Here is a 22,914-nt window from a genome sequence, read left to right as displayed (position 1 = left end):
TTACAAATATGTAAGGGAGCGAACGTATCTCTATGAAAAGAGCCCAAACAGAATTCTACATATATCGATGTAAAAAGTCAAGGTTATAATTCCTCATCTTCTTCTAACTCTAATTCTTCATCAACGACGTCTAACTCTTCATCAAGCGGGGCATCATCTAAATCTAGTTCTTCATCTAATAAATCGTCGATCACTTCTTCATCTTCATCTAATACAAAATCATCGTCTAACAGCTCTTCATCATCTAATAACTCTTCGTCTAAATCGTCATATACTAATTCGTCTTCATCGATGATATCGTCAAAGTCATCAAAGTCATCCGCCACTTTTTTCTTCTTCTTCACGCGCTCGACAGGTACCGCTTCATCTTCTGTTTGATCGTATGGATACCATGCGCGCAAGCCCCAAGCCGTTTCCCCAACACAAATAAACCGGCCGTCGACGTTTAAATCTGTATAAAATTGCGCTAATCGGGCGCTTACTTCACTTTCAGATAACCCTTTAATCGTGACTAGCTGTTCAACCATCTCTTGAAATGACACTGTTTGCTTTTTCTCACACAATAGCAAATATGCAAGTTCGACAAAAGACATCTCTCGCAATTGTTCTTGAGAGTATTGCTCCAAACTCACTTTCCGCACTCCCTTTCTCCAACGTATGAAAACAACAAAAATCCATACCATTCATTATAAACAAATTCATTTACTTTATGCTAGAGCGTTGCCCAAAAAAAATGTCGGGACATTCCCCGACATTACATATTGCGGCGATATTGTCCACCGACTTCATACAACGCTTTTGTAATTTGTCCTAAGCTGGCGACTTTTACCGTCTCCATCAGCTCGGCGAAAATGTTTCCGCCGCTTACCGCGACATGTTTTAACCGCGCAAGCGCTTCTTCCACTTCGTCTTTATGTTCTTCATGGAATTTGCGTAAGTTTTCGAGTTGAAGCTGCTTTTCTTCATATGATGCCCGCGCGAGCTGCAAGCTTTCAATTTCTTCTTCGACTGCTGCGTTCGGATTTAAATATGTGTTTACGCCAATAATCGGCAGCTCTCCGCTATGTTTTTTCATTTCGTAATACATTGATTCATCTTGAATTTTGCCGCGCTGATATTGCATTTCCATCGCACCAAGCACGCCACCGCGCTCATCAAGACGTTCAAATTCTTTTAATACCGCCTCTTCCACTAAGTCCGTTAATTCTTCGATAATAAATGATCCTTGTAGCGGATTTTCGTTTTTCGTTAATCCATGCTCTTTTGTAATAATAAGCTGAATCGCCATCGCACGACGAACAGACTCTTCAGTCGGCGTAGTGATCGCTTCATCATAGGCGTTCGTATGAAGCGAGTTGCAGTTATCGTGAAGCGCCATGAGCGCCTGTAACGTTGTGCGAATGTCATTAAAATCAATTTCTTGGGCGTGAAGCGAACGTCCTGATGTTTGTACGTGATATTTCAACTTTTGGCTTCGTTCGTTCGCCCCGTATTTTTCTCGCATCGCAACCGCCCAAATGCGTCTTGCTACTCGACCGATTACTGTATATTCTGGATCAAGGCCGTTGCTGAAGAAAAACGATAAGTTTGGTGCAAAATCATCAATGTGCATGCCTCGGCTTAAATAATATTCAACGTACGTAAAACCGTTCGCAAGCGTAAACGCTAATTGCGTGATCGGATTTGCTCCAGCTTCCGCAATATGATAGCCTGAGATGGAAACAGAATAATAGTTACGGACACGATTGTCGATAAAATATTGTTGAATATCTCCCATCATGCGCAAAGCAAATTCGGTTGAAAAAATGCACGTATTTTGTCCTTGATCTTCTTTTAAAATGTCCGCTTGAACCGTTCCGCGCACCGTCTGCAGCGTCCATGCTTTCACTTGTTCGTATTCTTCTTTCGTTAACTTTCGTCCAAGCTCTGCTTCTTTCTTCTCTACTTGTTGATCAATCGCTGTATTTAGAAACATCGCTAAAATGATTGGCGCAGGACCATTAATTGTCATCGATACAGATGTAAGCGGATGGCATAAATCAAACCCTTTGTATAATTTTTTCATATCATCTAACGTACAAACGCTTACACCACTTTCACCGATTTTCCCAAAAATATCTGGACGTTCATTCGGGTCTTCCCCATATAACGTGACAGAATCAAACGCGGTACTTAACCGTTTCGCTGGATCGTCTTTACATAAGTAATGGAAGCGCCGATTCGTCCGCTCTGGCGTACCTTCCCCTGCAAACTGTCGCTTCGGATCTTCCTCCTGCCGTTTAAACGGGAATACACCAGCGGTAAATGGAAATGCACCTGGAACGTTTTCTTTATAAAGCCATCGTAAAATTTCCCCGTAATCTTTAAACTTTGGCAGCGCCACTTTTGGAATGTCTAAACCTGCTAAACTTTTCGTCTTTAGCGGCGTGACGATTTCTTTATCGCGCACTTTTGTCACAAACTCTTTGGCAGCATATTTCTTTTTCACATCTTCCCATGAAGCTAATAGCTTTCTCGACTCTGGCGTTAATTTTTCCTCATATGATCGCTTCGCCTCTTGCAAAGCTGCCAACGCTTGTTCATCGTGGCGCTCATTCATCGTTTCGATGGCGCCTTCAAGCTGAAATACACGGCGAGCGATGTCACATTGCTCATTGACGCGCTTATGATATTGACGGATCGTATCGGCAATTTCGCGCAAATAATGGCGACGTTCGTTCGGGATAATGACGTTTTGTTTTTCGACACGATCGACTTTTTGCAACGTCGTCGTCCAATTTGTTCCCATTCGTTCGTTAATTAAGTCGATTAATGCGACAAAGAGCGTATTTGTTCCCGGGTCGTTAAATTGGCTGGCGATCGTTCCGAATACAGGCATTTCGCTAACATCGCGATCAAACAATTGATGGCTTCGTTGATATTGCTTTTGCACTTGGCGCTTTGCATCTTCTGAACCTTGTCGCTCAAATTTATTAATGACAATGAGATCGGCATAGTCGATCATATCGATTTTTTCAAGCTGCGATGGGGCGCCGAACTCGCTCGTCATCACATACATCGCAATATCACAAATATCTTTAATCGCTGCATCGCCTTGACCAATGCCGCTCGTTTCTACGATCACTAAATCAAAGCCTGCCGCTTTAACGACTTCAATTGCATCTTGAATGGCAAGCGACAATTCTGAACGCGAGCTTCGTGTCGCCAAGCTACGCATATACACACGTGGAGAAGAAATGGCATTCATACGAATGCGATCTCCAAGCAACGCACCGCCCGTTTTTTGCTTCGTCGGGTCCACCGATAAAATGGCTACTTTCTTCTCTGGAATTTCATTCAAAAAGCGACGAACGAGCTCATCAGTAAGCGAGCTTTTGCCAGCTCCACCTGTTCCGGTAACCCCGACGACGGGAACGCGCTTGGCCATCGCTTTGACCCGTTGTAAAACCGCTTCTGCTGTCGCAGCTACTTCACTATGGGCATTCACGCGGTTTTCACACACAGTAATTAAGCGCGCCACCGCTTGAACGTCTCCGTTTGCTAATCGTTCCACTTCATCTGTTATTTCTCTGACCGTTGGGAAATCGCATTCTTCCATCATGATGTTAATCATTCCTTGCAACCCGTAACGCCGTCCGTCTTCTGGTGAAAAAATACGAGCGATACCATACGCGTGCAATTCTTTTATTTCCCTTGGAATAATCACGCCGCCACCGCCGCCGTAAATGCGAATATGCGAAGCGCCACGTTGTTGCAATAAGTCGTACATATATTTAAAAAACTCCATATGTCCGCCTTGATACGAAGATACAGCAATCCCTTGTACGTCTTCTTGAATCGCAGCGTTTACAATTTCTTCAACCGAGCGGTTATGACCGAGATGAATGACCTCCGCTCCACTCGCTTGTAAAATGCGGCGCATAATGTTAATGGCCGCATCGTGCCCATCAAACAAACTCGATGCCGTCACAAAGCGAACGTGATGTTTCGGACGATAAATGTGCGCCATCTTTCTCCCATCCCCTTTCGCTACCGCTTCATAATGCCTTCGAGCAATAGCTTTGTTTGCCATTCAATATATTCATCGAGCGTATACATTTTTTTCAACGCCCACCGACGGAACCCCCACATTTGACCGAGAACAAAAATGTTATGTGCAAACAATTGAATTTCTTGTTCTGTAAGCGAAAATACCCCGTTGTCGACACAGCGCCGTAAAATATGTTCAAACATCGCCACCATTTGCAATTCTTTGTTTAACACGTACGGAAGCGATTCTTTGCCGAGCGACTTCGCTTCTTGATACATGACGAGCACTTCGTCTTGCAGCTCGTCAACAACGCGAAAATAGTAATCAATCGCTAATTTTAACCCGTCTAAATCCCCTTTTGTCGTATCGATGGCTTGCTCCATGCGATCGCGTACTTCATCGTAAATTCGGTCGCACACTAAATAAAGAACGTCTTCCTTTTTGCGAATGTATTCGTATAACGTTCCGATGCTAAAGCCAGAAGCGCGGGCAATTTCGCGCGTCGTCGTTTGATGAAACCCTTTTTGTTTAAATAACGAAATTGCCCCTTTAATCATTTGATTGCGCCTTTTTTTCACAAGCCGTTCGTCTTTCACAGACGCGGGCACTTCACGCTTTTTCATTACATCACTCCTATTTCGTTAACATTCTTGAAATAACGATGCGCTGAATTTCTTGCGTGCCTTCATAAATTTGCGTAATTTTTGCATCGCGCATAAAGCGTTCTACTGGATAGTCTTTCGTATAGCCGTAACCGCCGAAAATTTGTACCGCTTCAACGGTGACTTTCATCGCTGTATCCCCTGCAAACAATTTCGCCATCGCTGATTCTTTTCCGTACGGTAAGCCGTTTGATTCGAGCCATGCTGCTTGATATGTTAATAAACGTGCCGCTTCGATGGCCGTTGCCATATCCGCTAGTTTAAAAGCGATGCCTTGTTGTTCTGCGATTGGCTTGCCGAATTGAACGCGCCCTTTCGCATATTCTACCGCTGCATCTAGCGCCCCTTGCGCGATGCCAACCGCCTGCGCCGCAATGCCGTTTCGTCCGCCATCGAGCGTCATCATCGCAATTTTAAATCCTTCCCCTTCTTCGCCGAGTAAATTTTCTTTCGGAATGCGGCAATCTTCAAAAATAAGCTCCGTCGTTGGCGATGAACGAATGCCGAGCTTTTTCTCTTTTTTCCCGATCGAAAACCCGGGCGTTCCTTTTTCAACAATAAATGCGCTAATGCCGCGATGCTTTTTCTCTGGGTCAGTGACCGCAAACACGACATAAATGTCCGCTTCCCCACCGTTTGTAATCCATACTTTTGAGCCGTTTAGTACGTAATGGTCGCCATCGCGAACCGCACGCGTTTTCATCGCTGAAACGTCAGAACCTGCCCCTGGCTCAGACAAACCGTATGCGCCAAGCTTTTCACCTGTCGCTAACGCCCGTAAATACGTTTGTTTTTGTTGTTCTGTCCCAAATTTATAAATCGGCCAACTCGCTAACGAAATGTGAGCTGATAGCGTCACTCCTGTCGAGGCGCACACTTTGGAAAGCTCCTCGACAGCGATGACGTATGCTAAATAGTCGCTGCCGATGCCACCGTATTGTTCTGGCCACGGAATGCCCGTTAAACCGAGCTCCGCCATTTTGTTGAAAATGCTGCGATCAAATCGTTCTTCTTCATCGCGTTCCGCCGCTGTCGGTGCCACTTCATTTTTCGCGAAGTCGCGCACCATTTTTCGTATCATTTCATGTTCTTCACTTAGTTGAAAATTCATTTTCCCATCCCCTTTAACAAATGTTTACTAATCACAAGCCGTTGAATTTCGCTCGTCCCTTCGTAAATTTCACATACTTTCGCATCGCGGAATAACCGCTCAACCGGATAGTCTTCTGTGTAGCCGTTTCCGCCAAAAATTTGTACCGCTTCGATAGCGTTTTCCATCGCTGTTTTTGATGCAAAAAGCTTCGCCATCGATGCTTCTTTTCCACACGGCATGCCGTTTGAGCGTAAAAAAGCCGCATGATAAACGAGCAATTTCGCCGCTTCGACGTTCGTTGCCATATCAGCTAGTTTAAACGCAATACCTTGTTGTTCGGCAATCGGCTTTCCGAACTGAATGCGTTCTTTCGCATAGCTCGTCGCATGTTCCAGCGCTGCTTCCGCAATACCGAGCGATTGCGCCGCAATTCCAATGCGCCCGACATCTAAATTAGCCATCGCAATTGTAAATCCGTCCCCTTCTTGACCAAGCAAGTTTTCTGCTGGCACACGCATATCTTCGAACGACAGTTGTACCGTGCGCGATCCGTGAAGCCCCATTTTTTTCTCGTCTTTTCCGATAACAAGCCCTGGGGTATGTTTTTCAACGATAAATGCGCTTACTCCTTTACTTCCTTTTTCTTCTGGATTTGTACGGGCAAATACGATGTACGTGTCCGCTTCTCCACCGTTTGTAATAAATACTTTCGATCCGTTTAATACGTAATGATCGCCATCGCGGATAGCCGTCGTTTTTAAGCTTGCCGCGTCCGATCCCGATCCTGGCTCTGTTAAACAAAACGCCCCTAAATATTCTCCACGCGCTAGCTTCGGCACATATTTTTGCTTTTGCTCTTCCGTTCCGAAATATAAAATCGGATTTGTGCCGACAGACGTATGGACAGATAAAATGACCCCAACCGTTGCACTCACTTTTGAAATTTCATGTATCGCAATGATATATGACGTAAAATCCATCCCCGCACCGCCATATTGTTCAGGTACAGTAATCCCCATTAAGCCGAGCTCCGCCATTTTTTCAAGAATGGGCCGCGGAAACTCCCCACGCTCCATGCGCTCGACAAACGGTGCAATTTCATTTGCCGCAAACTCGCGCACCATTTGACGCATCATTTGTTGTTCTTCTGTAAAATGTAACTTCATGATGCCAACCCCTTTATTCGTACGTGTAAAATCCTCGTCCCGTTTTTCGTCCGAGCCAACCCGCTTTCACATATTTACGTAAAAGCGGACATGGACGGTATTTGTCATCCCCAAGTCCATCATGAAGCACTTCCATAATATACAAGCACGTATCTAATCCAATAAAATCAGCTAAGGTAAGCGGTCCCATCGGATGATTCATCCCGAGCTTCATCACTTCATCAATCGCTTCTTTCGTCGCAACCCCTTCATATAAACAATAAATGGCTTCGTTAATCATCGGCATTAATACACGATTCGAAACGAATCCTGGGAAGTCGTTCACTTCAACCGGTACTTTTCCTAACGTTTTTGTCATTTGTTCAATCGCTTCATACACTTCATCAGCCGTTGCAAGACCGCGAATAATTTCGACAAGTTTCATAATTGGTACTGGATTCATAAAATGCATGCCAATGACTTTTTCTGGTCGTTTCGTTGCTGCGGCAATTTCTGTGATCGGTAATGAGGACGTATTTGTTGCTAAAATGGCATGCGGAGGTGTGATTTCATCTAGCTGCGCAAACAACGCTGTTTTCACATCCATATTTTCAACGACCGCTTCGATCACGATATCAACATCGCTTCCATCGCGCACATTTGTCGAGGTGCGAATACGGCCCATCGTTTCATCGCGCTGTTGTTCGCTTAATGTTCCTTTTTCAAAAAACTTGTTGATGCTTTTTGCGATATTGTTCAGCCCCCATTGTACCCGCTCTTCACTGACATCGTTTAAAATGACGTCATATCCTGCTGTGGCACACACTTGAGCAATTCCTGATCCCATTTGGCCTGCGCCAACAACCATCACTTTTTTCATGTCCCCATCCCCCATTAATGAACTTCAATCATAATTGCGTCGCCTTGACCGCCGCCGCTGCAAATAGCTGCAATGCCCGTGCCGCCACCACGGCGTTTTAATTCATGAATTAACGTAATAATAATGCGCGCACCGCTTGCACCGATCGGATGCCCGAGCGCAATGGCGCCACCGTTGACGTTCACTTTTTCTTCTGGCAAATCAGCAATTTTCATGCTTGCTAAAGCGACAGCAGCGAACGCTTCGTTAATTTCAAATAAATCAATGTCATGTACGGTTTTTCCTGTTTTGCGCAACAACTCATTGATAACAATGCCTGGCGTTTTCGGAAAATCTTTTGCTTCAATCGCAATCGCCGTATGAGCAACAATTGTCGCAAGTGGAGTAAGACCTTCTTTTTGTGCTCGTTCTTCGCTCATTAATACGAGTGCGGCTGCTCCATCGTTTACACCCGGCGCATTGCCTGCTGTGATCGTGCCTGTTGGATCAAACACGGGCGCGAGTTTCGCTAATTTTTCAAGCGATGTATCTTTTCGTGGCGATTCATCAATCGCTACCGTGATCGGCTCTCCTTTTCGTTGCGGAATGGCAACAGGGACGATTTCTTCTGCCAGCTTTCCGCTTTCGATCGCCGCAATCGCTAATTGATGGCTGCGATACGCCCAACGGTCTTGCTCTTCGCGCGTAATACCTAATTCTTTCGCTGTTTCACTTCCATAAATGCCCATATGCACACCTGTAAAGCTGCATGTTAATCCGTCATATACCATTAAATCTTTTACCGTTGAATCGCCCATGCGCAATCCCCAACGTGCTTTCGGTAATATATACGGCGCATTGCTCATCGATTCCATTCCACCCGCAACGATCACATCGGCATCCCCAGCACGAATGATTTGATCACCGAGCGTGACGCTGCGCATCCCTGAGGCGCATACTTTATTAATCGTTTCTGTTTTCGTCTCCCACGGAATTCCCGCTTCTCTTGCCGCTTGTCGCGACGGCAGTTGCCCTTGTCCACCTTGCAATACAGTGCCAAATACGACTTCATCGACATCTTCTGCACGAACGTTTGCACGCACGAGCGCCTCTTTGATCGCCATGCCTCCAAGCTGTGCGGCGCTAAATGAACTTAAACTGCCACCGAATTTTCCAAATGGCGTGCGTACCCCACTAACAATGACCGTTTTTCCCATATTTCTCCCCCTTTTCGTCATAAGAAAGCCCTTTCAAAAATATTGAGCGAACGCTCGTTCAACAATTTACGGGCAAAGAAGGCGCACGAAACCGTACACCTTCCTGTTGTTTTCATTATACTGAAAATATCTTAAAAATAAAACTATTTATTTTTTTTAGAATTTTTTAATGAACAGATCCAAATACCGCCTTTTCTAACAGCTCAGCAACATCATACGTGCCGACTTTTTCCTCCACTTCTTTTGCTTTCGTTCCGTCTGATAACATTGTTAAACAGTACGGACAGCCAGAGCTAATAACTGTTGGATTCACTTCAAGCGCCTGTTCTGTTCGCGCCACGTTAATGCGTGTGCCTGTCGTTTCTTCCATCCACATTAATCCGCCACCTGCACCGCAACACATGCCTGTTTCGCGATGACGTGCCATTTCGACGAGCTTCACACCCGGAATCGCTTTCAAAATTTGACGCGGTGCATCGTATACGTCGTTATATCGACCTAAATAACATGAATCGTGGAATGTCACGATTTCGTTTACTTCATATTTCGGGACAAGACGGCCTTCTTCAACAAGCTTTGCTAGTAACTCTGTATGGTGATATACTTCCGCTTCAAAGCCGAAATCCGGATATTCATTTTTGAATGTGTTGTACGCATGCGGGTCAATCGTCACAATTTTTTTCACGCCCGCTTTTTCGAATTCGGCAATGTTTGCGGTCGCTAGTTCTTGGAATAAAAATTCGTTTCCTAAACGACGCGGCGTATCGCCAGAGTTTTTCTCCTTGTTTCCTAAAATCGCAAATTTTACCCCCGCCTCGTTTAATAGGCGCGCAAAAGCTAACGCAATTTTTTGGCTTCGGTTATCGAATGAACCCATCGAGCCGACCCAGAATAAATATTCGAATCCTTCCCCTGCTTTTTGCATTTCCTTTACTGTCGGAATGCGTACATCTTCACGCAACTCGCGCCAATTTTCTTTTTCTTTGCGATTCAGTCCCCATGGATTTCCTTGACGTTCGATATTTGTCATCGCACGCTGTGCATCTGGGTTTAACTTTCCTTCTGTTAATACGAGGTAACGACGTAAATCAATAATTTTATCGACATGTTCATTCATAACCGGACATTGGTCTTCACAGTTGCGGCACGTCGTACATGCCCAAATTTCTTCTTCCGTAATAACATCGCCAATTAAGTTCGGCATTTCGATCGTTGCGGCTTGTTCTTGCATTCCTTGTGCCATAAAAGCGAGCTGGTTTCCTTTTGTGTTCGCAAACGCAAACGTTGGCACCCAAGGAGCTTTCGATGTAATGGCTGCGCCCTTTTCAGTTAAATGGTCACGCAATTTTAAAATAAGATCCATCGGTGATAACATTTTCCCTGTCCCCGTTGCTGGACACATGTTCGTACAGCGCCCGCACTCGACACACGCATATAAATCGATGAGTTGCGTTTGCTTAAAGTCTTCAATTTTCCCAACACCAAACGATTCTTGTGTTTCATCTTCAAAGTTGATTTTCTCAAGCTTCGGTCTCGTTAACCGACTAAAAAAGACGTTGACTGGTCCAGCGATTAAATGCGCATGTTTCGATTGTGGCACGTACACTAAAAACGTTAATAAAATAAGCAAGTGCACCCACCAAGCAACAAAAAACAACACCGCTGCCCCTGCTTCTCCTACCCAACTAAACGCAAGGGCAATCGCAGAAGCGACAGGTTCGCTCCATGATGGTCCTTCGTTATGCCAAATGCGCCCCATACCGTTTCCAAACAGCACGGAAAGCATAAGTCCGCCGATAAAAATAAGGACAAGCCCTGCTTTAAAATCGCGTTTTAAACGGACGAGCTTTTCGATGTAACGGCGATAAAACGCCCATAATACCGCCACTAAAATAAGCAATGTGACAATTTCTTGGAAAAACGTAAACGCTGGATAAAGCGGTCCGAGCGGCAAGTGCGCTCCCGGTACAAGTCCCTTAATGATAAAGTCAATCGCTCCGAACTGAACGAGAATAAAACCGTAAAAAAACATGACATGAATGATACCGCTTTTTTTATCTTTTAACAGCTTTTTTTGCCCAAAGACGTTCACCCATATGTTTTGCAGACGCTCTTTTACTTTTCCATCAAACTCTACTTTTTTCCCTAGTTTAATATACGCAATGCGCGTTTTCACGAGATAAACAAATAAATGAACCGCGTACGCTGTCACAAGCAAAAAAGCAATCCAGTTCAACCAAAGCACGATACCCTTCCCCCTTTGTTGTAAAAATAAAATAAATTTTCTGAACAAACTTACTTTCATTATATAATGAATGAGCATTCAGTCAATATTTTTTCTCATTTTTTATTTTCTTTTTGGGAAAACTACAACAACGAAAGGAGTGGGGGCATGCGCTGGCTCATGATTGTCATCATTTTATTGTTTCTTCTTTTGCTCGATTATAAATGGGGCAACAAAGTGTCAAAAGCAGTAGCACGAAAAAAAATCGGCGTCGAGCGTCAAAGTGACATCACGCTATTTACGACGGGCGAAACGTTGTTTGAAGACTATTTTGCGCAACTAGAACGAGCGAAACATCATATTCACATTTTATTTTACATCGTACGCGATGATGAAATCGGGCAGCGATTTTTTTCTTTACTTGAACAAAAAGTAAATGAAGGGGTAGAAGTGCGTCTGCTCGTCGATTGGGTTGGCAGTTTCGGGTTATCGGCTTCCCTCCGACAAAAAAGCGGGCAATTTGCCTTCGCGAACCGTCCGACATTGCCGTTTTTTTTCTACAAATTAAACGAACGAAATCATCGAAAAATTACGGTCATTGATGGGAAAATCGGCTATTTAGGCGGGTTTAACATCGGAAAAGAATATATTGGTCAAGATCCGAAGTTTGGCCATTGGCGAGACTATCATTTGAAAATCATAGGAGAAGGAGTCCATGATTTACAACGACAGTTTCAAGAAGATTGGAAAAAAGCGACTGGGCAATCGTTTGGAGATGATGAACGGTATTTTCCATCTCTTGAAAAGGGAACGGTCAAACACCGCTTTCTTCCGACAGATGGAGCATATTTAGAGGATGAGTTTATTCAACTGATCGAACAAGCGAAGAGAGAAATTTTAATCGGTACTCCATACTTCATTCCGAGCCAAAAATTGATGCACGCTCTTTTGAAAGCGATGAAACGTGGGGTTCAACTAACGATTATCGCACCGATTCAAGCCGATCATCCGTTTGTGAAAGAAGCTTCATTTCCTTATTTTCGTCAACTTCTTCATGCAGGCGCTCATATTTATCAGTTTTACAATGGGTTTTACCATGCAAAAGTGATCGTCATTGATGATGACATATGTGATATCGGCACAGCGAATTTCGATCATCGCAGTTTGTTTATCAACTACGAAATGAATTGTTACATATATGACAAACCGTTTATTCAACATGTGAAACAAACAATCGCCCACGATATCGACACAGCGACGTTGTTGACAGCGGAATATTTCCGCAAACAAACATGGTTTCAACGCCTAAAAGAAGCCACCGCGACAATGATGGCCCCATTATTGTAAAAAGGGGCTGACTCAAAAGCCTTTCTCCACGAAAGAGACAATATATAGTTTCACAAAGATGTTTCGTGCACATATATAGTATGACAAAGGGTGCCCTATTGGGGACACCCTCTTTCGTATTACATTTTTTCCGGTGCGTGTACACCGACAAGCGCTAAAGCATTTTTTAATGTAATTTGCACCGCTTTCATGAGCGCTAGGCGAGCACGGCTTTTTTCCACGTTCGTTGCATCAAGCACTTTTTCCGCATTGTAAAAACTATGCAACGCAGACGCAAGATCAAAAATGTAGTTCGTCATGCGATGTGGTGAACGTTTCACGGCTGCTTCTGCCACGGCGGAAGGAAACTCCCCGAGTTTTTTCAATAAGTCTATTTCTTTTTCTGCTAATTCGTACGTGAAAGAGAGGTCACCATCATAAGATAACCCTTGTTCTTCTCCTTGACGAAGCATGCTGCATACGCGCGCATGGGCATATTGCGCATAGTACACAGGGTTTTCATTCGATTGCGACACCGCTAAGTCCATATCGAAATCTAAATGCGTATCCGATGAACGCATCGCGAAGAAATAACGCGTCGCATCTAATCCGACTTCTTCCATTAAGTCGCGCAGCGTAACAGCCTTTCCTGTCCGCTTACTCATACGCACTTTTTCACCGTTTTGATATAAGCTGACGAGCTGAATAATTTCAACTTCTAATACATCAGGGTCGTATCCGAGCGCAGCGATCGCCGCCTTCATACGCGGAATGTAGCCGTGATGGTCCGCGCCCCAAATGTTAATCACTTTTTCAAACCCACGCTCAAGTTTATCTTGATGATATGCGATATCTGGTAATAAATATGTGTACGTACCATCTTGTTTAATAAGTACGCGGTCTTTGTCGTCACCGAATGTCGTCGAGCGGAACCATGTCGCACCGTCTTGTTCATAAATATGTCCTCTTTCGCGCAACGTTTCAAGCGCCTTTTCGATTTTTCCGTTATGGTAAAGAGACGTTTCCGAATACCATACGTCAAACGTGACGCGGAAGTCGGCTAAGTCTTTTTTTATTTTATCCATTTCAAACGCTAGTCCATACTCACGAAATTGTTGCAGTCGCTCTTGTTCATCGAGTGTGACAAACTTGTCACCATGTTCTTCCGCTAACTTTTTCCCTAGTTCAATAATATCTTCACCGAAATATCCGTCTTCTGGCATATCCTTATCGATACCAAGTGCTTGAAAATAACGCGCTTCGACCGACTTGGCTAAATTGGCAATTTGATTGCCAGCATCGTTAATGTAATATTCACGAGTGACATTAAAACCTGATTTTTCCAAAATATTACACAACGAATCACCAACCGCCGCTCCACGGGCATGTCCTAAATGTAAACTACCTGTCGGATTTGCGGAGACGAACTCAACCTGCACTTTTTGACCTTGACCGACGTTTGTTTCACCGTATGCGTCCCCTGCTTGTAAAATGGCCGGAACGAGCTCAGTCAAATAACGATTATCCATGTAAAAGTTAATAAACCCTGGTCCAGCAATGTCCACTTTTTGAACGAACACGGCTTCCCCGTGAAAATGCCGAACAATGTCTTCGGCAATCATACGTGGTGCCTTTTTCGCAACGCGCGCGAGTTGCATCGCAACGTTTGTTGAATAATCGCCGTGCGCTTTATCTTTCGGCGTCTCTAAAATGACGTTTGGAACGTCTGTCTCCGTCGCCACTCCTGAGCGAATGACTGCTTCTTTAATTTCTTCTTTTAATTTTTGCTTCATTTGTTCAACAATATTCATTTTTTTGCCTCCTTAAACGAAATCGTCACGGCATGACGACCGACATGTTTGCCTGATAAGTGAAGTATGTAAGAAAAAAACAACTGTCCTTTTTTCGTTTTCTCGTTATACTGATACAATACTTGTTCTGTTTTTGTTTTCATTTCCCAGCGCGCCACTGGACTTTCGTACGTGCCGATCGTTTCCGACTGTTTACGAAACGTATGGCGCATCGAAATGGCCCCAGAGCGAAGCACGACAACTTCATCATTGGCGATTTTTACGACGTTTTTAATCGTTTCTCCTTCATGCGTCTCTTCAAACGTCACATACGTCGCATCTCCTTTTAAGTAGTATAAACCATTTGCCTCGATGACAACAATTTCTTTTCGCGCGCCATCACGAATTTCCGTCACTTGCTTTAGTCGTATCGGTATTCCGTTCACCTTCCCCACATCCTCGCTGTTGTTGTGACTGTAGTTAAGTATAGAAAAAGAGGCGCATACATGCAATAGGCGGCCTCTTTTTAGAGACCGCCTAACATATTATACCTGCTTTAAGTTTTTTACTACATTCCATGCAAACACGAGCACAGCGAGCGTCACAAGAGTACCTCCGATTGCTGTCAACGGAATGAATGCTTCATTTCCAGAGACGACAAACGCTAAGCCGATCATCATCGCTGGTAATCCGATGTTATGAAACCAAAAATGTGCTTTCGCTGTTTTCGTTTCCGCAATATGAGGGAATAAATGATATAAAATGCCAGCAAGCGTCAAAGCCGTCCAACCGAGCAAGTTAATATGGACGTGAACAGGTGTAAATGTAAAAACGTGTGTCATCGACATATAAAGCCCTAAACAGACACCGATTGCGAAATAAACAGCAGAAATTTTAATTAATCGAATGCCCATTTTTCTCACCTCCTTTCCAATATTGACACTATGTAAATGTTACTTTCAATGTATGACGTTGGCAATACTTTTATGAAAAAAAATCCCTATCTCACCGACAGGGATTTTTGTCTTTATTTGACCCAACCGAGAAGCATTTCGCGTACAAGCTTGCTTGCTGTGTTGGCTGTTTGTTCAGAATGGTCATACACAGGTGCAACTTCAACTAAATCTGCTCCGACAACGCGCACGTCGGAACGAGCGATCGCGTGAATGGCAGCTAATAGCTCTTTTGACGTAATGCCGCCAGCATCGACCGTTCCCGTTCCTGGCGCATGCGCTGGATCTAATACGTCAATGTCGATCGTGACATATACCGGGCGGCCTGCAAGCGTTGGAAGCACTTCTTTTAACGGCTCAAGTACGTCAAATTTCGCAATATACATGCCGTTTTCTTTTGCCCATTCAAATTCTTCTTTCATTCCTGAACGAATGCCGAAAGAATATACATTTTTCGGTCCAATGAGTTCCGCAATTTTACGAATTGGCGTAGAATGCGACAACGGCTCGCCTTCATAATGCTCGCGTAAATCTGTGTGCGCATCCATATGAATAATCGCTAAATCGGGATACTTTTTATATACTGCCTTCATGACTGGCCAAGACACTAAATGCTCTCCGCCGAGACCGAGCGGAAATTTTCCCGCTTCCAATATGCGATCGACAAACTGTTCAATCATATCTAAACTGCGTTGCGCATTACCGAATGGTAAAGGAATGTCACCCGCATCAAAATATTTCACTTCATCGAGCTCACGGTCTAAGTATGGGCTGTATTCCTCAAGCCCAATCGACACTTCGCGAATGCGCGCTGGACCGAAGCGAGAGCCTGGGCGATAGCTGACTGTCCAGTCCATTGGCATCCCATAAATAACCGCTTGGCTTTCTTCAAAATTTGGATGGCTTTTAATAAATACGTTGCCAGAATACGCTTCATCAAATCGCATCGTTTTCTCTCCTTACTTTACTAAGTCTTCAACAAACTTCGGCAATACGAAGCACGCTTTATGAAGCTGTCTTGTATAATATTTCGTTTCGATGTCGTGGAAGCGCTCTTCGCTTACTTCAAGCGGATCATATTTTTTCGAACCGAGCGTAAACGTCCACATGCCGCTCGGATACGTCGGGATGTTTGCGATATATAGACGTGTAATTGGGAAAATTTCGCGTACATCGCGTTGAACAGTGCGAATTAAATCTGCTTTAAACCAAGGGTTGTCTGTTTGCGCGACAAAAATACCGTCTTCTTTTAACGCTTTCGCAATGCCCGCATAAAACCCTTTTGTAAATAAATTCACCGCTGGGCCGACTGGCTCTGTCGAGTCAACCATAATGACATCGTATTCGTTTTCGCTTTGCGCAATGTGCATAAAGCCGTCGTCCACTTTCACTTCAACACGTGGATCATCCAATTGACCTGCGATTTCTGGTAAATATTTTTTCGAATACTCGATCACTTTGCCGTCAATTTCAACGAGTGTCGCTTTTTTCACGCTTGGATGTTTTAACACTTCACGAATGACACCGCCGTCTCCGCCACCAACAACAAGAACGTTTTCTGGATTCGGATGCGTGAATAACGGAACGTGCGCAACCATTTCATGATAGACGAACTCATCTTTTTGCGTTGTCATCACCATTCCGTCTAAAATAAGCATGTTCCCGAATTGTTCTGTTTCGACCATATCGAGCTTTTGAAATTCCGTTTGCTCTGTATGTAAAGTGCGTTTAATTCGTGCTGTAATCCCAAAGCTGTCCGTCTGTTTTTCAGTAAACCAAAGTTCCATATTGAACACCCTTTCGTCAATAATGCACCGCTTATCATGCCCAAAAAAATAAAATGCTAAACATGAAAAAGTATAGAGCAATCTAGCAAAATTTCAAGTAAAAATTGCTAGAAAACGTTTAAAAAAATAAAAATGTTTTCATACTAATTTTAAACGTAAAAAATGAGGTGATGGCTATGGAGACGATTGCCATCGAACGATGGAAACGAACATTTAAATATATGCGGCTCTTTCTTTGGCTCGCTTTTGTGGCTAGCCTTTTATGCACGCTCACGATCGCCGGACTTATTATATTTGCAAAGTGGCAAGGCCCTCCCCCTTTAGCCGTTCCGCAATCCACGATTTTTTATGCAGAAGACGGAACGAAAATTGGTGAAAATCATTACGGAGGAAAAAGATATTGGATAAAATTATCCGACATGTCTCAACACGCCATTGAGGCGACGATCGCGATAGAAGATCGGAAGTTTTTTGATCACTACGGTTTCGACTTGAAACGCATCGCTGGGGCGATCGTTGCAGATATTAAAGCGATGAAAAAAGTGCAAGGAGCAAGCACGATTACCCAACAATATGCCCGCAACTTATTTTTAAGTTATGAAAAGACATGGTGGCGGAAAATCCAAGAGGCACTATATACGATTCGACTAGAAGCGAACTACGATAAACGTGATATTTTAGAAGGATATTTAAACACGATTTACTACGGACATGGCGTATACGGAATTGAGGCAGCTGCAAATTTTTATTTCGGGAAATCCGCCCGTGAATTGACGGTGGCAGAAGCGGCGATGCTTGCTGGGATCCCGAAAGGACCGAGCTACTATTCCCCGCTTGTCGATATGGAGCGAGCAAAAAAACGGCAACGCATCGTTTTACATTCAATGGTTGAGGCGAAATTTTTATCGAAAGAAGAAGCAAAACAAGCGGAAAACGAACCACTTTACTTTTCAAATGGACAACAAATGAAAACAAAAACGATTGCCCCATATTTTCAAGACGCCGTCAAGCATATGTTAAAAACTGTGCTTAAACTTGATGAAGAAACGATTGAAATGGGCGGATTGCGCGTATATACGACACTCGATGTGGACATGCAAGCGATCGCAGAAGCAAAAGTAAAAGAAACAATTCATTCGCAATCTAACATTCAAGTAGCGCTTGTGGCAATGGAGCCGAAAACAGGCGAAATAAAAGCGCTTGTCGGAGGACGTGACTATGAAAAAAGCCCATTTAATCGGGCGACACAAGCAAAACGTCAACCTGGTTCCACGTTTAAGCCGTTTTTATATTATGTCGCGCTACAACATGGATTTACTCCATCGACGCAATTGCGTAGCGAACCAACGACGTTTACACTTGAAGACGGTTCGACATATACACCGCGCAACTTTAACAACTATTACGCAAACGATACGATTACACTTGCCCAAGCGATTGCTCTTTCGGATAACGTTTATGCGGTGAAAACGCATTTGCTGCTTGGACAAGACAAGCTTGTGGCCATTGCCAAACAACTCGGTATCACAAGCCCATTGAAACAAGTGCCGTCGCTTGCTTTAGGTACGTCACCTGTGAAAGTCATTGATATGGCTCGCGCCTACAGCATCATCGCCAACGGTGGAAAAAAGGTCGAACCTGTATTTATTAAAAAAGTGACAAACTATGAAGGAAAAGTGCTATACGAACAACAATCAAGCGATGAACAAATACTCGATCCCGCACTCGCTTTTGTGACGACACATTTAATGACCGGCATGTTTGATCCAACGTTAAATGACTATGCTTCGGTGACAGGGCAATCGATTATATCGCGCATGACTCGCCCGTACGCCGGAAAATCAGGAACGACGAAAACAGATAGTTGGATGATTGGTTATACGCCGCAGCTCGTCACAGCCATCTGGACAGGATATGACCGAGATGAAACGATTGATCGCACAGATGAAAAGCAATACGCAAAACATATTTGGGTCAGTTTTATGGAAGATAGTTTACGCGGAAGAAAGGTCGCGACATTTGAACCGCCAGAAGGCGTGATTGGCGTATATGTCGATCCTCATAGCGGAAAACTTGCGACAACAGCTTGTCCGATCAAACGGTTAAGCTACTATGTCGTTGGCACAGAGCCGACCGACTACTGCAAAGACCATCCAATAGAAAAGAAAAAGAAGAAAAAACAAAAAGAAAAAGATTCGTGGTTGAAGCGATTGTTTGATTGGTTTTAAACATAAACGCCCAAGCGAGTATGCTTGGGCGTTTATGCGTCCTAGTTTTATCATGTGTTACATTTGTACTTCTAGTTTACTCCTTTTCCCACTCAACGACAAGTATTGACATGTTTTCGTTCACAAAACCGTCACATTTTATCCATGATTTTGAAGCTTTCGTTTTAATTCCTCGCTTGAGCGTTCCCACATGTCGCGGTTATGTTGTTGTAAAAATGAAGCTAATACTTTTTTTGACCGCTCATCCATATGGTCAACAATAATATGGCGCTTTAACGATTTGTCCATGCGATTGACGTGCTCAGGAAGCGATTTATACCCGCGGCGCGCTTCACGATCAACCGTCATTTCACACGCTGTCACTCCCGCATAATATGGGCCTTCTTCCGCATGATCAATCGTCACCCAAACGAGCCAATACGGCTTTCCGTTTGGCACTTCATCGCGATGCGGTGTGAATTTAATGCCTTTTTCTACGACGCTGCGCGCATGCATCGCCCCCATATCAATAAATGCTTCACCTGCTTCAACGTCAATAATGACTGGAGAAACGTTTGATAAACTGAGCACCCCTGTTCCAAACGTTCCGTGCACTTTTGGCTCTTTTTTAATAATGTTAAACATCGGCTTTTTTTTCTCTTCCACGATCGTTCATCCTTTCTTTACAAAATAAGCGTTGAAAATACGTCTTGTAGCCATTGGGCAACTGTTGGAATAGCTACATGGAAAATTGGCTGAATCGTATATTGATCTAATGGCGTAAAAATAAGAATTAAAAAAATGAGCGCTCCGTATTTTTCAAATTGCGTCATTTTCGCGCGCACATGCATCGGTGCTAAATCTTCGATGATGCGATATCCATCAAGCGGCGGAAAAGGCAATAAGTTAAAAACGAACAATAAAATATTCAGTCCGATATAAATTTCAAAAAACTGATACAATCCATCACGAAACCATATCGGAATAAAATCAAATATGCCGATGCGAATCATCGCATACCATAAAGCGAAACCGATAGCCGCAAGCAACAAATTGCTGAGCGGGCCAGCCGCAGAAACGAGAACGCCCGCAAGACGCGGGTGACGAAAATTGCCCCGATTGACTGGTACCGGACGCGCCCAACCGAACCCAGCGATAAAAATAAGCAATGTCCCTAATATGTCTAAATGAGCGAGCGGCGACAACGTTAGTCTCCCTTGTTGTTTTGCCGTTGGATCACCAAATTTATACGCCACGTATGCGTGCGCAAACTCATGGACAGAAAACGCAAGCGCAAGTGCTAATAGAACATACGGTATTTCCCGAAGCGGATATGCTAAAAATTGATCCACGTTCCTTCTCCTTTTCAAACTTTTTTTATTTTTTGATATTATACACGAAAAACAAGCCAAAGCACTACTGATAACGGTCAATGCGTGATATAATAACGATTGGCGAATAAAGAAGAAAGGGGCGATCGCCATGCCATATGTAACAGTGAAAATGCTTGAAGGGCGCACCGAAGAACAAAAACGAGCGCTCGTTGAAAAAGTGACAGAAGCCGTTGCGGAAACGACAGGTGCACCGAAAGAAAAAATTGTCGTTTTTATTGAAGAGATGTCGAAAAATCATTATGCCATTGGCGGCAAGCGATTAAGCGACGAAAGCTGACCGTTGAGGGTCAGCTTTTTATGTACGCTTGTTCGCATAACTGCTCGATGTAACGATACGCTTCTTCCACTTCTTCCTCCGTGTATCGTTGTTTGCTTTTTAATGTAAATACTTTTTCTTTCACTTCATCTTTACTTAAATCTTCAAAATATAAAATTGTCGAAACTAGCTCTAAAAATCTTGCACTTTGTTCATTTAAACTGCGCAAGCAAACGTCTAAGTCAGGCATGTCCAAATGGTAATGTGTTAAAAACTGCTCGCCTGCTTCCGTCAACGCATAGCGATATTGATAATATCCGCCCTTTTTCTCTTTCATTTCTTGCAAAAATCCGACGTTACATAACTCTTCAATGCGCAACGTCAGTTCTTCTGAATACGGACCGTAAAAATGAAAATCAAACTTTTCATAAAAAGGAAACTTCATCTTCTTCGCAATGTAAATCATTTTTTGTAGTTTTTTTCGCCCCACAATCTCCCCAACTGCCGCTAATGCTTTCATTATTTTCGCATGCTCGAAAAGCAATGTCCCCATCTCCTATTCATATAAAAGTTCCTTAATTTTTTTCTTTATGTTTCGTTTTGTCGATAAGTCGTCAAGAAAATCTTGCGGAAAATATAATTTATGATCGGTGCGACGCTTCCCGGAAATCGCATCAACAATTGTCGATTCCCGCGATAATTCACGCAACTCCCCATTCGGCATTAACAAATAAATCGGAAGCCTCTCCTCTTCTTCCCCAGGACGATAAAAGTCGTACGGAAGATCGGATGAAGAGTCAACGACTAAATAATAGTTCGGGTCGATGCCTGCCTTTTTAAACAACGTCGTCAATTCCACTAGCTTTTTCATTTCCTCGTTCGTCGGTTGAAATTCGACGTATTTAAATAAATTGCGATTCATAAAGCGACGACATAAATCGCTTAAAATCGGATCTTGCTCATCTTGCCATTGTTGAAAATAATATAATGTTACTGCTTCATCTAGTTTCAAGTAGTCTTCTAGTTGCATATTTCCATAAAAAAGAGATTGGAAATGAACAGGAGGTGTTTGAAATGTATAACCAGCTAAATATAAATGTTTCGCACGGTGCAAAATTTTCGTTAAAATAACTTCGGCACTACGCGTGACAGGATGGAAATATACTTGCCAATACATTTGATATCGGCTCATAATATAGTCTTCTACCGCGTGCATGCCGCTTCGTTTAATGACGACTTGTTCTTCGCGCGGACGCATCACTCGCAAAATGCGTTCCATATCAAAATGCCCATAGCTGACGCCTGTATAGTATGCATCGCGCAATAAATAGTCCATACGATCGGCGTCAATTTGGCTTGAAATGAGACTAACGACAAGCTTATTTTCGTACGTCTTCGCAATCACTTCCGCAACCTTTTTCGGAAAATCAAACGATACACGACGAAGCACCTCGTTCACTTCCGTATCACCTAAAATAATTGCGCGGGTAAATTGTTCATGATCAAGATGAAACACTTTCTCAAACGAATGCGAAAACGGTCCATGTCCTAAATCGTGCAAAAGCGCAGCGCATAAACAAAGCAAGCGCTCGTTTTCATCCCAATCCGGTCGACCAGCAAACACATCGTCAACGATGCGACGGACAATTTCATAGACACCAAGCGAATGATTAAAGCGACTATGCTCCGCGCCGTGAAACGTCAAATACGTCGTACCGAGCTGTTTAATGCGGCGCAACCGTTGAAATTCTTTTGTGCCAATTAAATCCCAAACGACTTTATCTCGCACATGCACATACCGATGCACCGGATCTTTAAACACTTTCTCTTCGCTTAATTTTTCATTGAGGTACAATCCTTCTCCCTCTCTTCCGTTCATAACATAGCTTTATTATAGAGCGTTCTATGAAAAAAACAAAGACTTCCTTCAATGACATGTACCAAAATCAAACAAAAAAGGCATTCCCCTCA

The 22,914-nt window shown here is 43.5% G+C and carries 20 protein-coding genes; 3 read left to right on the top strand and 17 right to left on the bottom strand.

Going from position 1 to position 22,914, the window contains the following annotated elements; all coding sequences use genetic code 11:
• Positions 1-83 precede the first annotated feature (83 nt).
• The 8 genes from rpoE to CS060_RS03695 form a co-directional block, all read right to left on the bottom strand.
• A complete protein-coding gene (gene rpoE / locus CS060_RS03730) occupies positions 84-683 on the bottom strand; it encodes a DNA-directed RNA polymerase subunit delta (protein ID WP_052025611.1) in 600 nt (199 codons plus the stop codon).
• A gap of 71 nt (positions 684-754) precedes the next feature.
• On the bottom strand, positions 755-4,009 hold the full coding sequence (icmF, locus tag CS060_RS03725; protein ID WP_035049347.1) for a fused isobutyryl-CoA mutase/GTPase IcmF: 3,255 nt from the start codon (positions 4,007-4,009) through the stop codon (positions 755-757).
• Between the two features lie 20 nt (positions 4,010-4,029).
• Entirely contained in the window at positions 4,030-4,653 is a 624-nt protein-coding gene (locus tag CS060_RS03720) for a TetR/AcrR family transcriptional regulator (protein WP_009360987.1), read from the bottom strand.
• A gap of 10 nt (positions 4,654-4,663) precedes the next feature.
• Complete coding sequence (locus tag CS060_RS03715) at positions 4,664-5,803, bottom strand: acyl-CoA dehydrogenase (RefSeq protein ID WP_009360988.1); 1,140 nt, start codon at positions 5,801-5,803, stop codon at positions 4,664-4,666.
• On the bottom strand, positions 5,800-6,951 hold the full coding sequence (locus CS060_RS03710; protein ID WP_035049346.1) for an acyl-CoA dehydrogenase: 1,152 nt from the start codon (positions 6,949-6,951) through the stop codon (positions 5,800-5,802). Before CS060_RS03710 ends, CS060_RS03715 begins: the two co-directional genes overlap by 4 nt.
• A 13-nt stretch (positions 6,952-6,964) precedes the next feature.
• Positions 6,965-7,810: a 3-hydroxybutyryl-CoA dehydrogenase gene (locus CS060_RS03705; protein WP_231563669.1), complete on the bottom strand. Its 846-nt coding sequence runs from the start codon at positions 7,808-7,810 to the stop codon at positions 6,965-6,967.
• Between the two features lie 14 nt (positions 7,811-7,824).
• Complete coding sequence (locus tag CS060_RS03700) at positions 7,825-9,006, bottom strand: acetyl-CoA C-acetyltransferase (RefSeq protein WP_035049343.1); 1,182 nt, start codon at positions 9,004-9,006, stop codon at positions 7,825-7,827.
• A gap of 166 nt (positions 9,007-9,172) precedes the next feature.
• Complete coding sequence (locus CS060_RS03695) at positions 9,173-11,311, bottom strand: (Fe-S)-binding protein (protein WP_099668699.1); 2,139 nt, start codon at positions 11,309-11,311, stop codon at positions 9,173-9,175.
• Positions 11,312-11,398: 87 nt separating this feature from the next.
• Between CS060_RS03695 and cls the strand changes: the two genes are divergently transcribed.
• Complete coding sequence (gene cls, locus CS060_RS03690; RefSeq protein ID WP_035049339.1) at positions 11,399-12,577, top strand: cardiolipin synthase; 1,179 nt, start codon at positions 11,399-11,401, stop codon at positions 12,575-12,577.
• Positions 12,578-12,696: 119 nt separating this feature from the next.
• Here the strand turns inward: cls and argS are convergent, their stop codons facing one another.
• From argS to speE, 5 genes are all read right to left on the bottom strand, one after another.
• Complete coding sequence (gene argS / locus CS060_RS03685; RefSeq protein WP_035049336.1) at positions 12,697-14,367, bottom strand: arginine--tRNA ligase; 1,671 nt, start codon at positions 14,365-14,367, stop codon at positions 12,697-12,699.
• Complete coding sequence (locus CS060_RS03680) at positions 14,364-14,801, bottom strand: YwiB family protein (RefSeq protein WP_035049333.1); 438 nt, start codon at positions 14,799-14,801, stop codon at positions 14,364-14,366. The genes argS and CS060_RS03680 overlap by 4 nt, the downstream gene beginning before the upstream one ends.
• Before the next feature lie 90 nt (positions 14,802-14,891).
• Complete coding sequence (locus CS060_RS03675) at positions 14,892-15,260, bottom strand: cytochrome-c oxidase (protein ID WP_035049331.1); 369 nt, start codon at positions 15,258-15,260, stop codon at positions 14,892-14,894.
• A gap of 113 nt (positions 15,261-15,373) precedes the next feature.
• Entirely contained in the window at positions 15,374-16,246 is an 873-nt protein-coding gene (speB, locus tag CS060_RS03670; RefSeq protein WP_035049330.1) for an agmatinase, read from the bottom strand.
• Between the two features lie 12 nt (positions 16,247-16,258).
• Positions 16,259-17,086 (bottom strand): polyamine aminopropyltransferase, encoded by an 828-nt coding sequence (speE, locus tag CS060_RS03665; protein ID WP_035049327.1) that lies wholly within the window; start codon positions 17,084-17,086, stop codon positions 16,259-16,261.
• Positions 17,087-17,262: 176 nt separating this feature from the next.
• Between speE and CS060_RS03660 the strand changes: the two genes are divergently transcribed.
• A complete protein-coding gene (locus CS060_RS03660; RefSeq protein WP_099668698.1) occupies positions 17,263-19,314 on the top strand; it encodes a transglycosylase domain-containing protein in 2,052 nt (683 codons plus the stop codon).
• Between the two features lie 138 nt (positions 19,315-19,452).
• Here CS060_RS03660 and CS060_RS03655 read toward each other — a convergent pair whose 3' ends face one another.
• Positions 19,453-19,959: a YwhD family protein gene (locus CS060_RS03655; protein ID WP_035050301.1), complete on the bottom strand. Its 507-nt coding sequence runs from the start codon at positions 19,957-19,959 to the stop codon at positions 19,453-19,455.
• A 17-nt stretch (positions 19,960-19,976) separates the two neighbouring features.
• Positions 19,977-20,645 carry a site-2 protease family protein gene (locus CS060_RS03650; RefSeq protein ID WP_035050303.1) on the bottom strand — a complete coding sequence of 223 codons (669 nt, stop codon included), beginning with the start codon at positions 20,643-20,645 and terminating at the stop codon, positions 19,977-19,979.
• A 130-nt stretch (positions 20,646-20,775) separates the two neighbouring features.
• Between CS060_RS03650 and thmT the strand changes: the two genes are divergently transcribed.
• Complete coding sequence (gene thmT, locus CS060_RS03645) at positions 20,776-20,964, top strand: 2-hydroxymuconate tautomerase (RefSeq protein ID WP_003397075.1); 189 nt, start codon at positions 20,776-20,778, stop codon at positions 20,962-20,964.
• A 10-nt stretch (positions 20,965-20,974) separates the two neighbouring features.
• On the opposite strand, the gene CS060_RS03640 is transcribed toward thmT, so the two are convergent.
• Both CS060_RS03640 and CS060_RS03635 read right to left on the bottom strand, forming a co-directional pair.
• Positions 20,975-21,487, bottom strand: a complete 513-nt coding sequence (locus CS060_RS03640; RefSeq protein ID WP_099668697.1) for a YwgA family protein — start codon at positions 21,485-21,487, stop codon at positions 20,975-20,977.
• Positions 21,488-21,499: 12 nt separating this feature from the next.
• Positions 21,500-22,822 (bottom strand): HD domain-containing protein, encoded by a 1,323-nt coding sequence (locus tag CS060_RS03635; RefSeq protein ID WP_099668696.1) that lies wholly within the window; start codon positions 22,820-22,822, stop codon positions 21,500-21,502.
• Between the last annotated feature and the right edge of the window lie 92 nt (positions 22,823-22,914).

It is taken from the genome of Anoxybacillus flavithermus, assembly GCF_002742685.1.
Classification (GTDB): domain Bacteria; phylum Bacillota; class Bacilli; order Bacillales; family Anoxybacillaceae; genus Anoxybacillus; species Anoxybacillus flavithermus_E.
This window is presented reverse-complemented; position numbering and strand designations above follow the sequence as displayed.

What these genes read in the sequence shown, in the direction of transcription:
- CS060_RS03705 (WP_231563669.1), bottom strand. Translation starts at nt 7,810, where the DNA reads ATGAAAAAAGTGATGGTTGTTGGCGCAGGCCAAATGGGATCAGGAATT.
- argS (WP_035049336.1), bottom strand. Translation starts at nt 14,367, where the DNA reads ATGAATATTGTTGAACAAATGAAGCAAAAATTAAAAGAAGAAATTAAA.
- CS060_RS03695 (WP_099668699.1), bottom strand. Translation starts at nt 11,311, where the DNA reads ATGAAAGTAAGTTTGTTCAGAAAATTTATTTTATTTTTACAACAAAGG.
- CS060_RS03635 (WP_099668696.1), bottom strand. Translation starts at nt 22,822, where the DNA reads ATGAACGGAAGAGAGGGAGAAGGATTGTACCTCAATGAAAAATTAAGC.
- thmT (WP_003397075.1), top strand. Translation starts at nt 20,776, where the DNA reads ATGCCATATGTAACAGTGAAAATGCTTGAAGGGCGCACCGAAGAACAA.
- speE (WP_035049327.1), bottom strand. Translation starts at nt 17,086, where the DNA reads ATGGAACTTTGGTTTACTGAAAAACAGACGGACAGCTTTGGGATTACA.
- rpoE (WP_052025611.1), bottom strand. Translation starts at nt 683, where the DNA reads ATGGTATGGATTTTTGTTGTTTTCATACGTTGGAGAAAGGGAGTGCGG.
- speB (WP_035049330.1), bottom strand. Translation starts at nt 16,246, where the DNA reads ATGCGATTTGATGAAGCGTATTCTGGCAACGTATTTATTAAAAGCCAT.
- CS060_RS03660 (WP_099668698.1), top strand. Translation starts at nt 17,263, where the DNA reads ATGGAGACGATTGCCATCGAACGATGGAAACGAACATTTAAATATATG.
- cls (WP_035049339.1), top strand. Translation starts at nt 11,399, where the DNA reads ATGCGCTGGCTCATGATTGTCATCATTTTATTGTTTCTTCTTTTGCTC.
- CS060_RS03675 (WP_035049331.1), bottom strand. Translation starts at nt 15,260, where the DNA reads ATGGGCATTCGATTAATTAAAATTTCTGCTGTTTATTTCGCAATCGGT.
- CS060_RS03700 (WP_035049343.1), bottom strand. Translation starts at nt 9,006, where the DNA reads ATGGGAAAAACGGTCATTGTTAGTGGGGTACGCACGCCATTTGGAAAA.
- CS060_RS03710 (WP_035049346.1), bottom strand. Translation starts at nt 6,951, where the DNA reads ATGAAGTTACATTTTACAGAAGAACAACAAATGATGCGTCAAATGGTG.
- CS060_RS03715 (WP_009360988.1), bottom strand. Translation starts at nt 5,803, where the DNA reads ATGAATTTTCAACTAAGTGAAGAACATGAAATGATACGAAAAATGGTG.
- CS060_RS03720 (WP_009360987.1), bottom strand. Translation starts at nt 4,653, where the DNA reads ATGAAAAAGCGTGAAGTGCCCGCGTCTGTGAAAGACGAACGGCTTGTG.
- icmF (WP_035049347.1), bottom strand. Translation starts at nt 4,009, where the DNA reads ATGGCGCACATTTATCGTCCGAAACATCACGTTCGCTTTGTGACGGCA.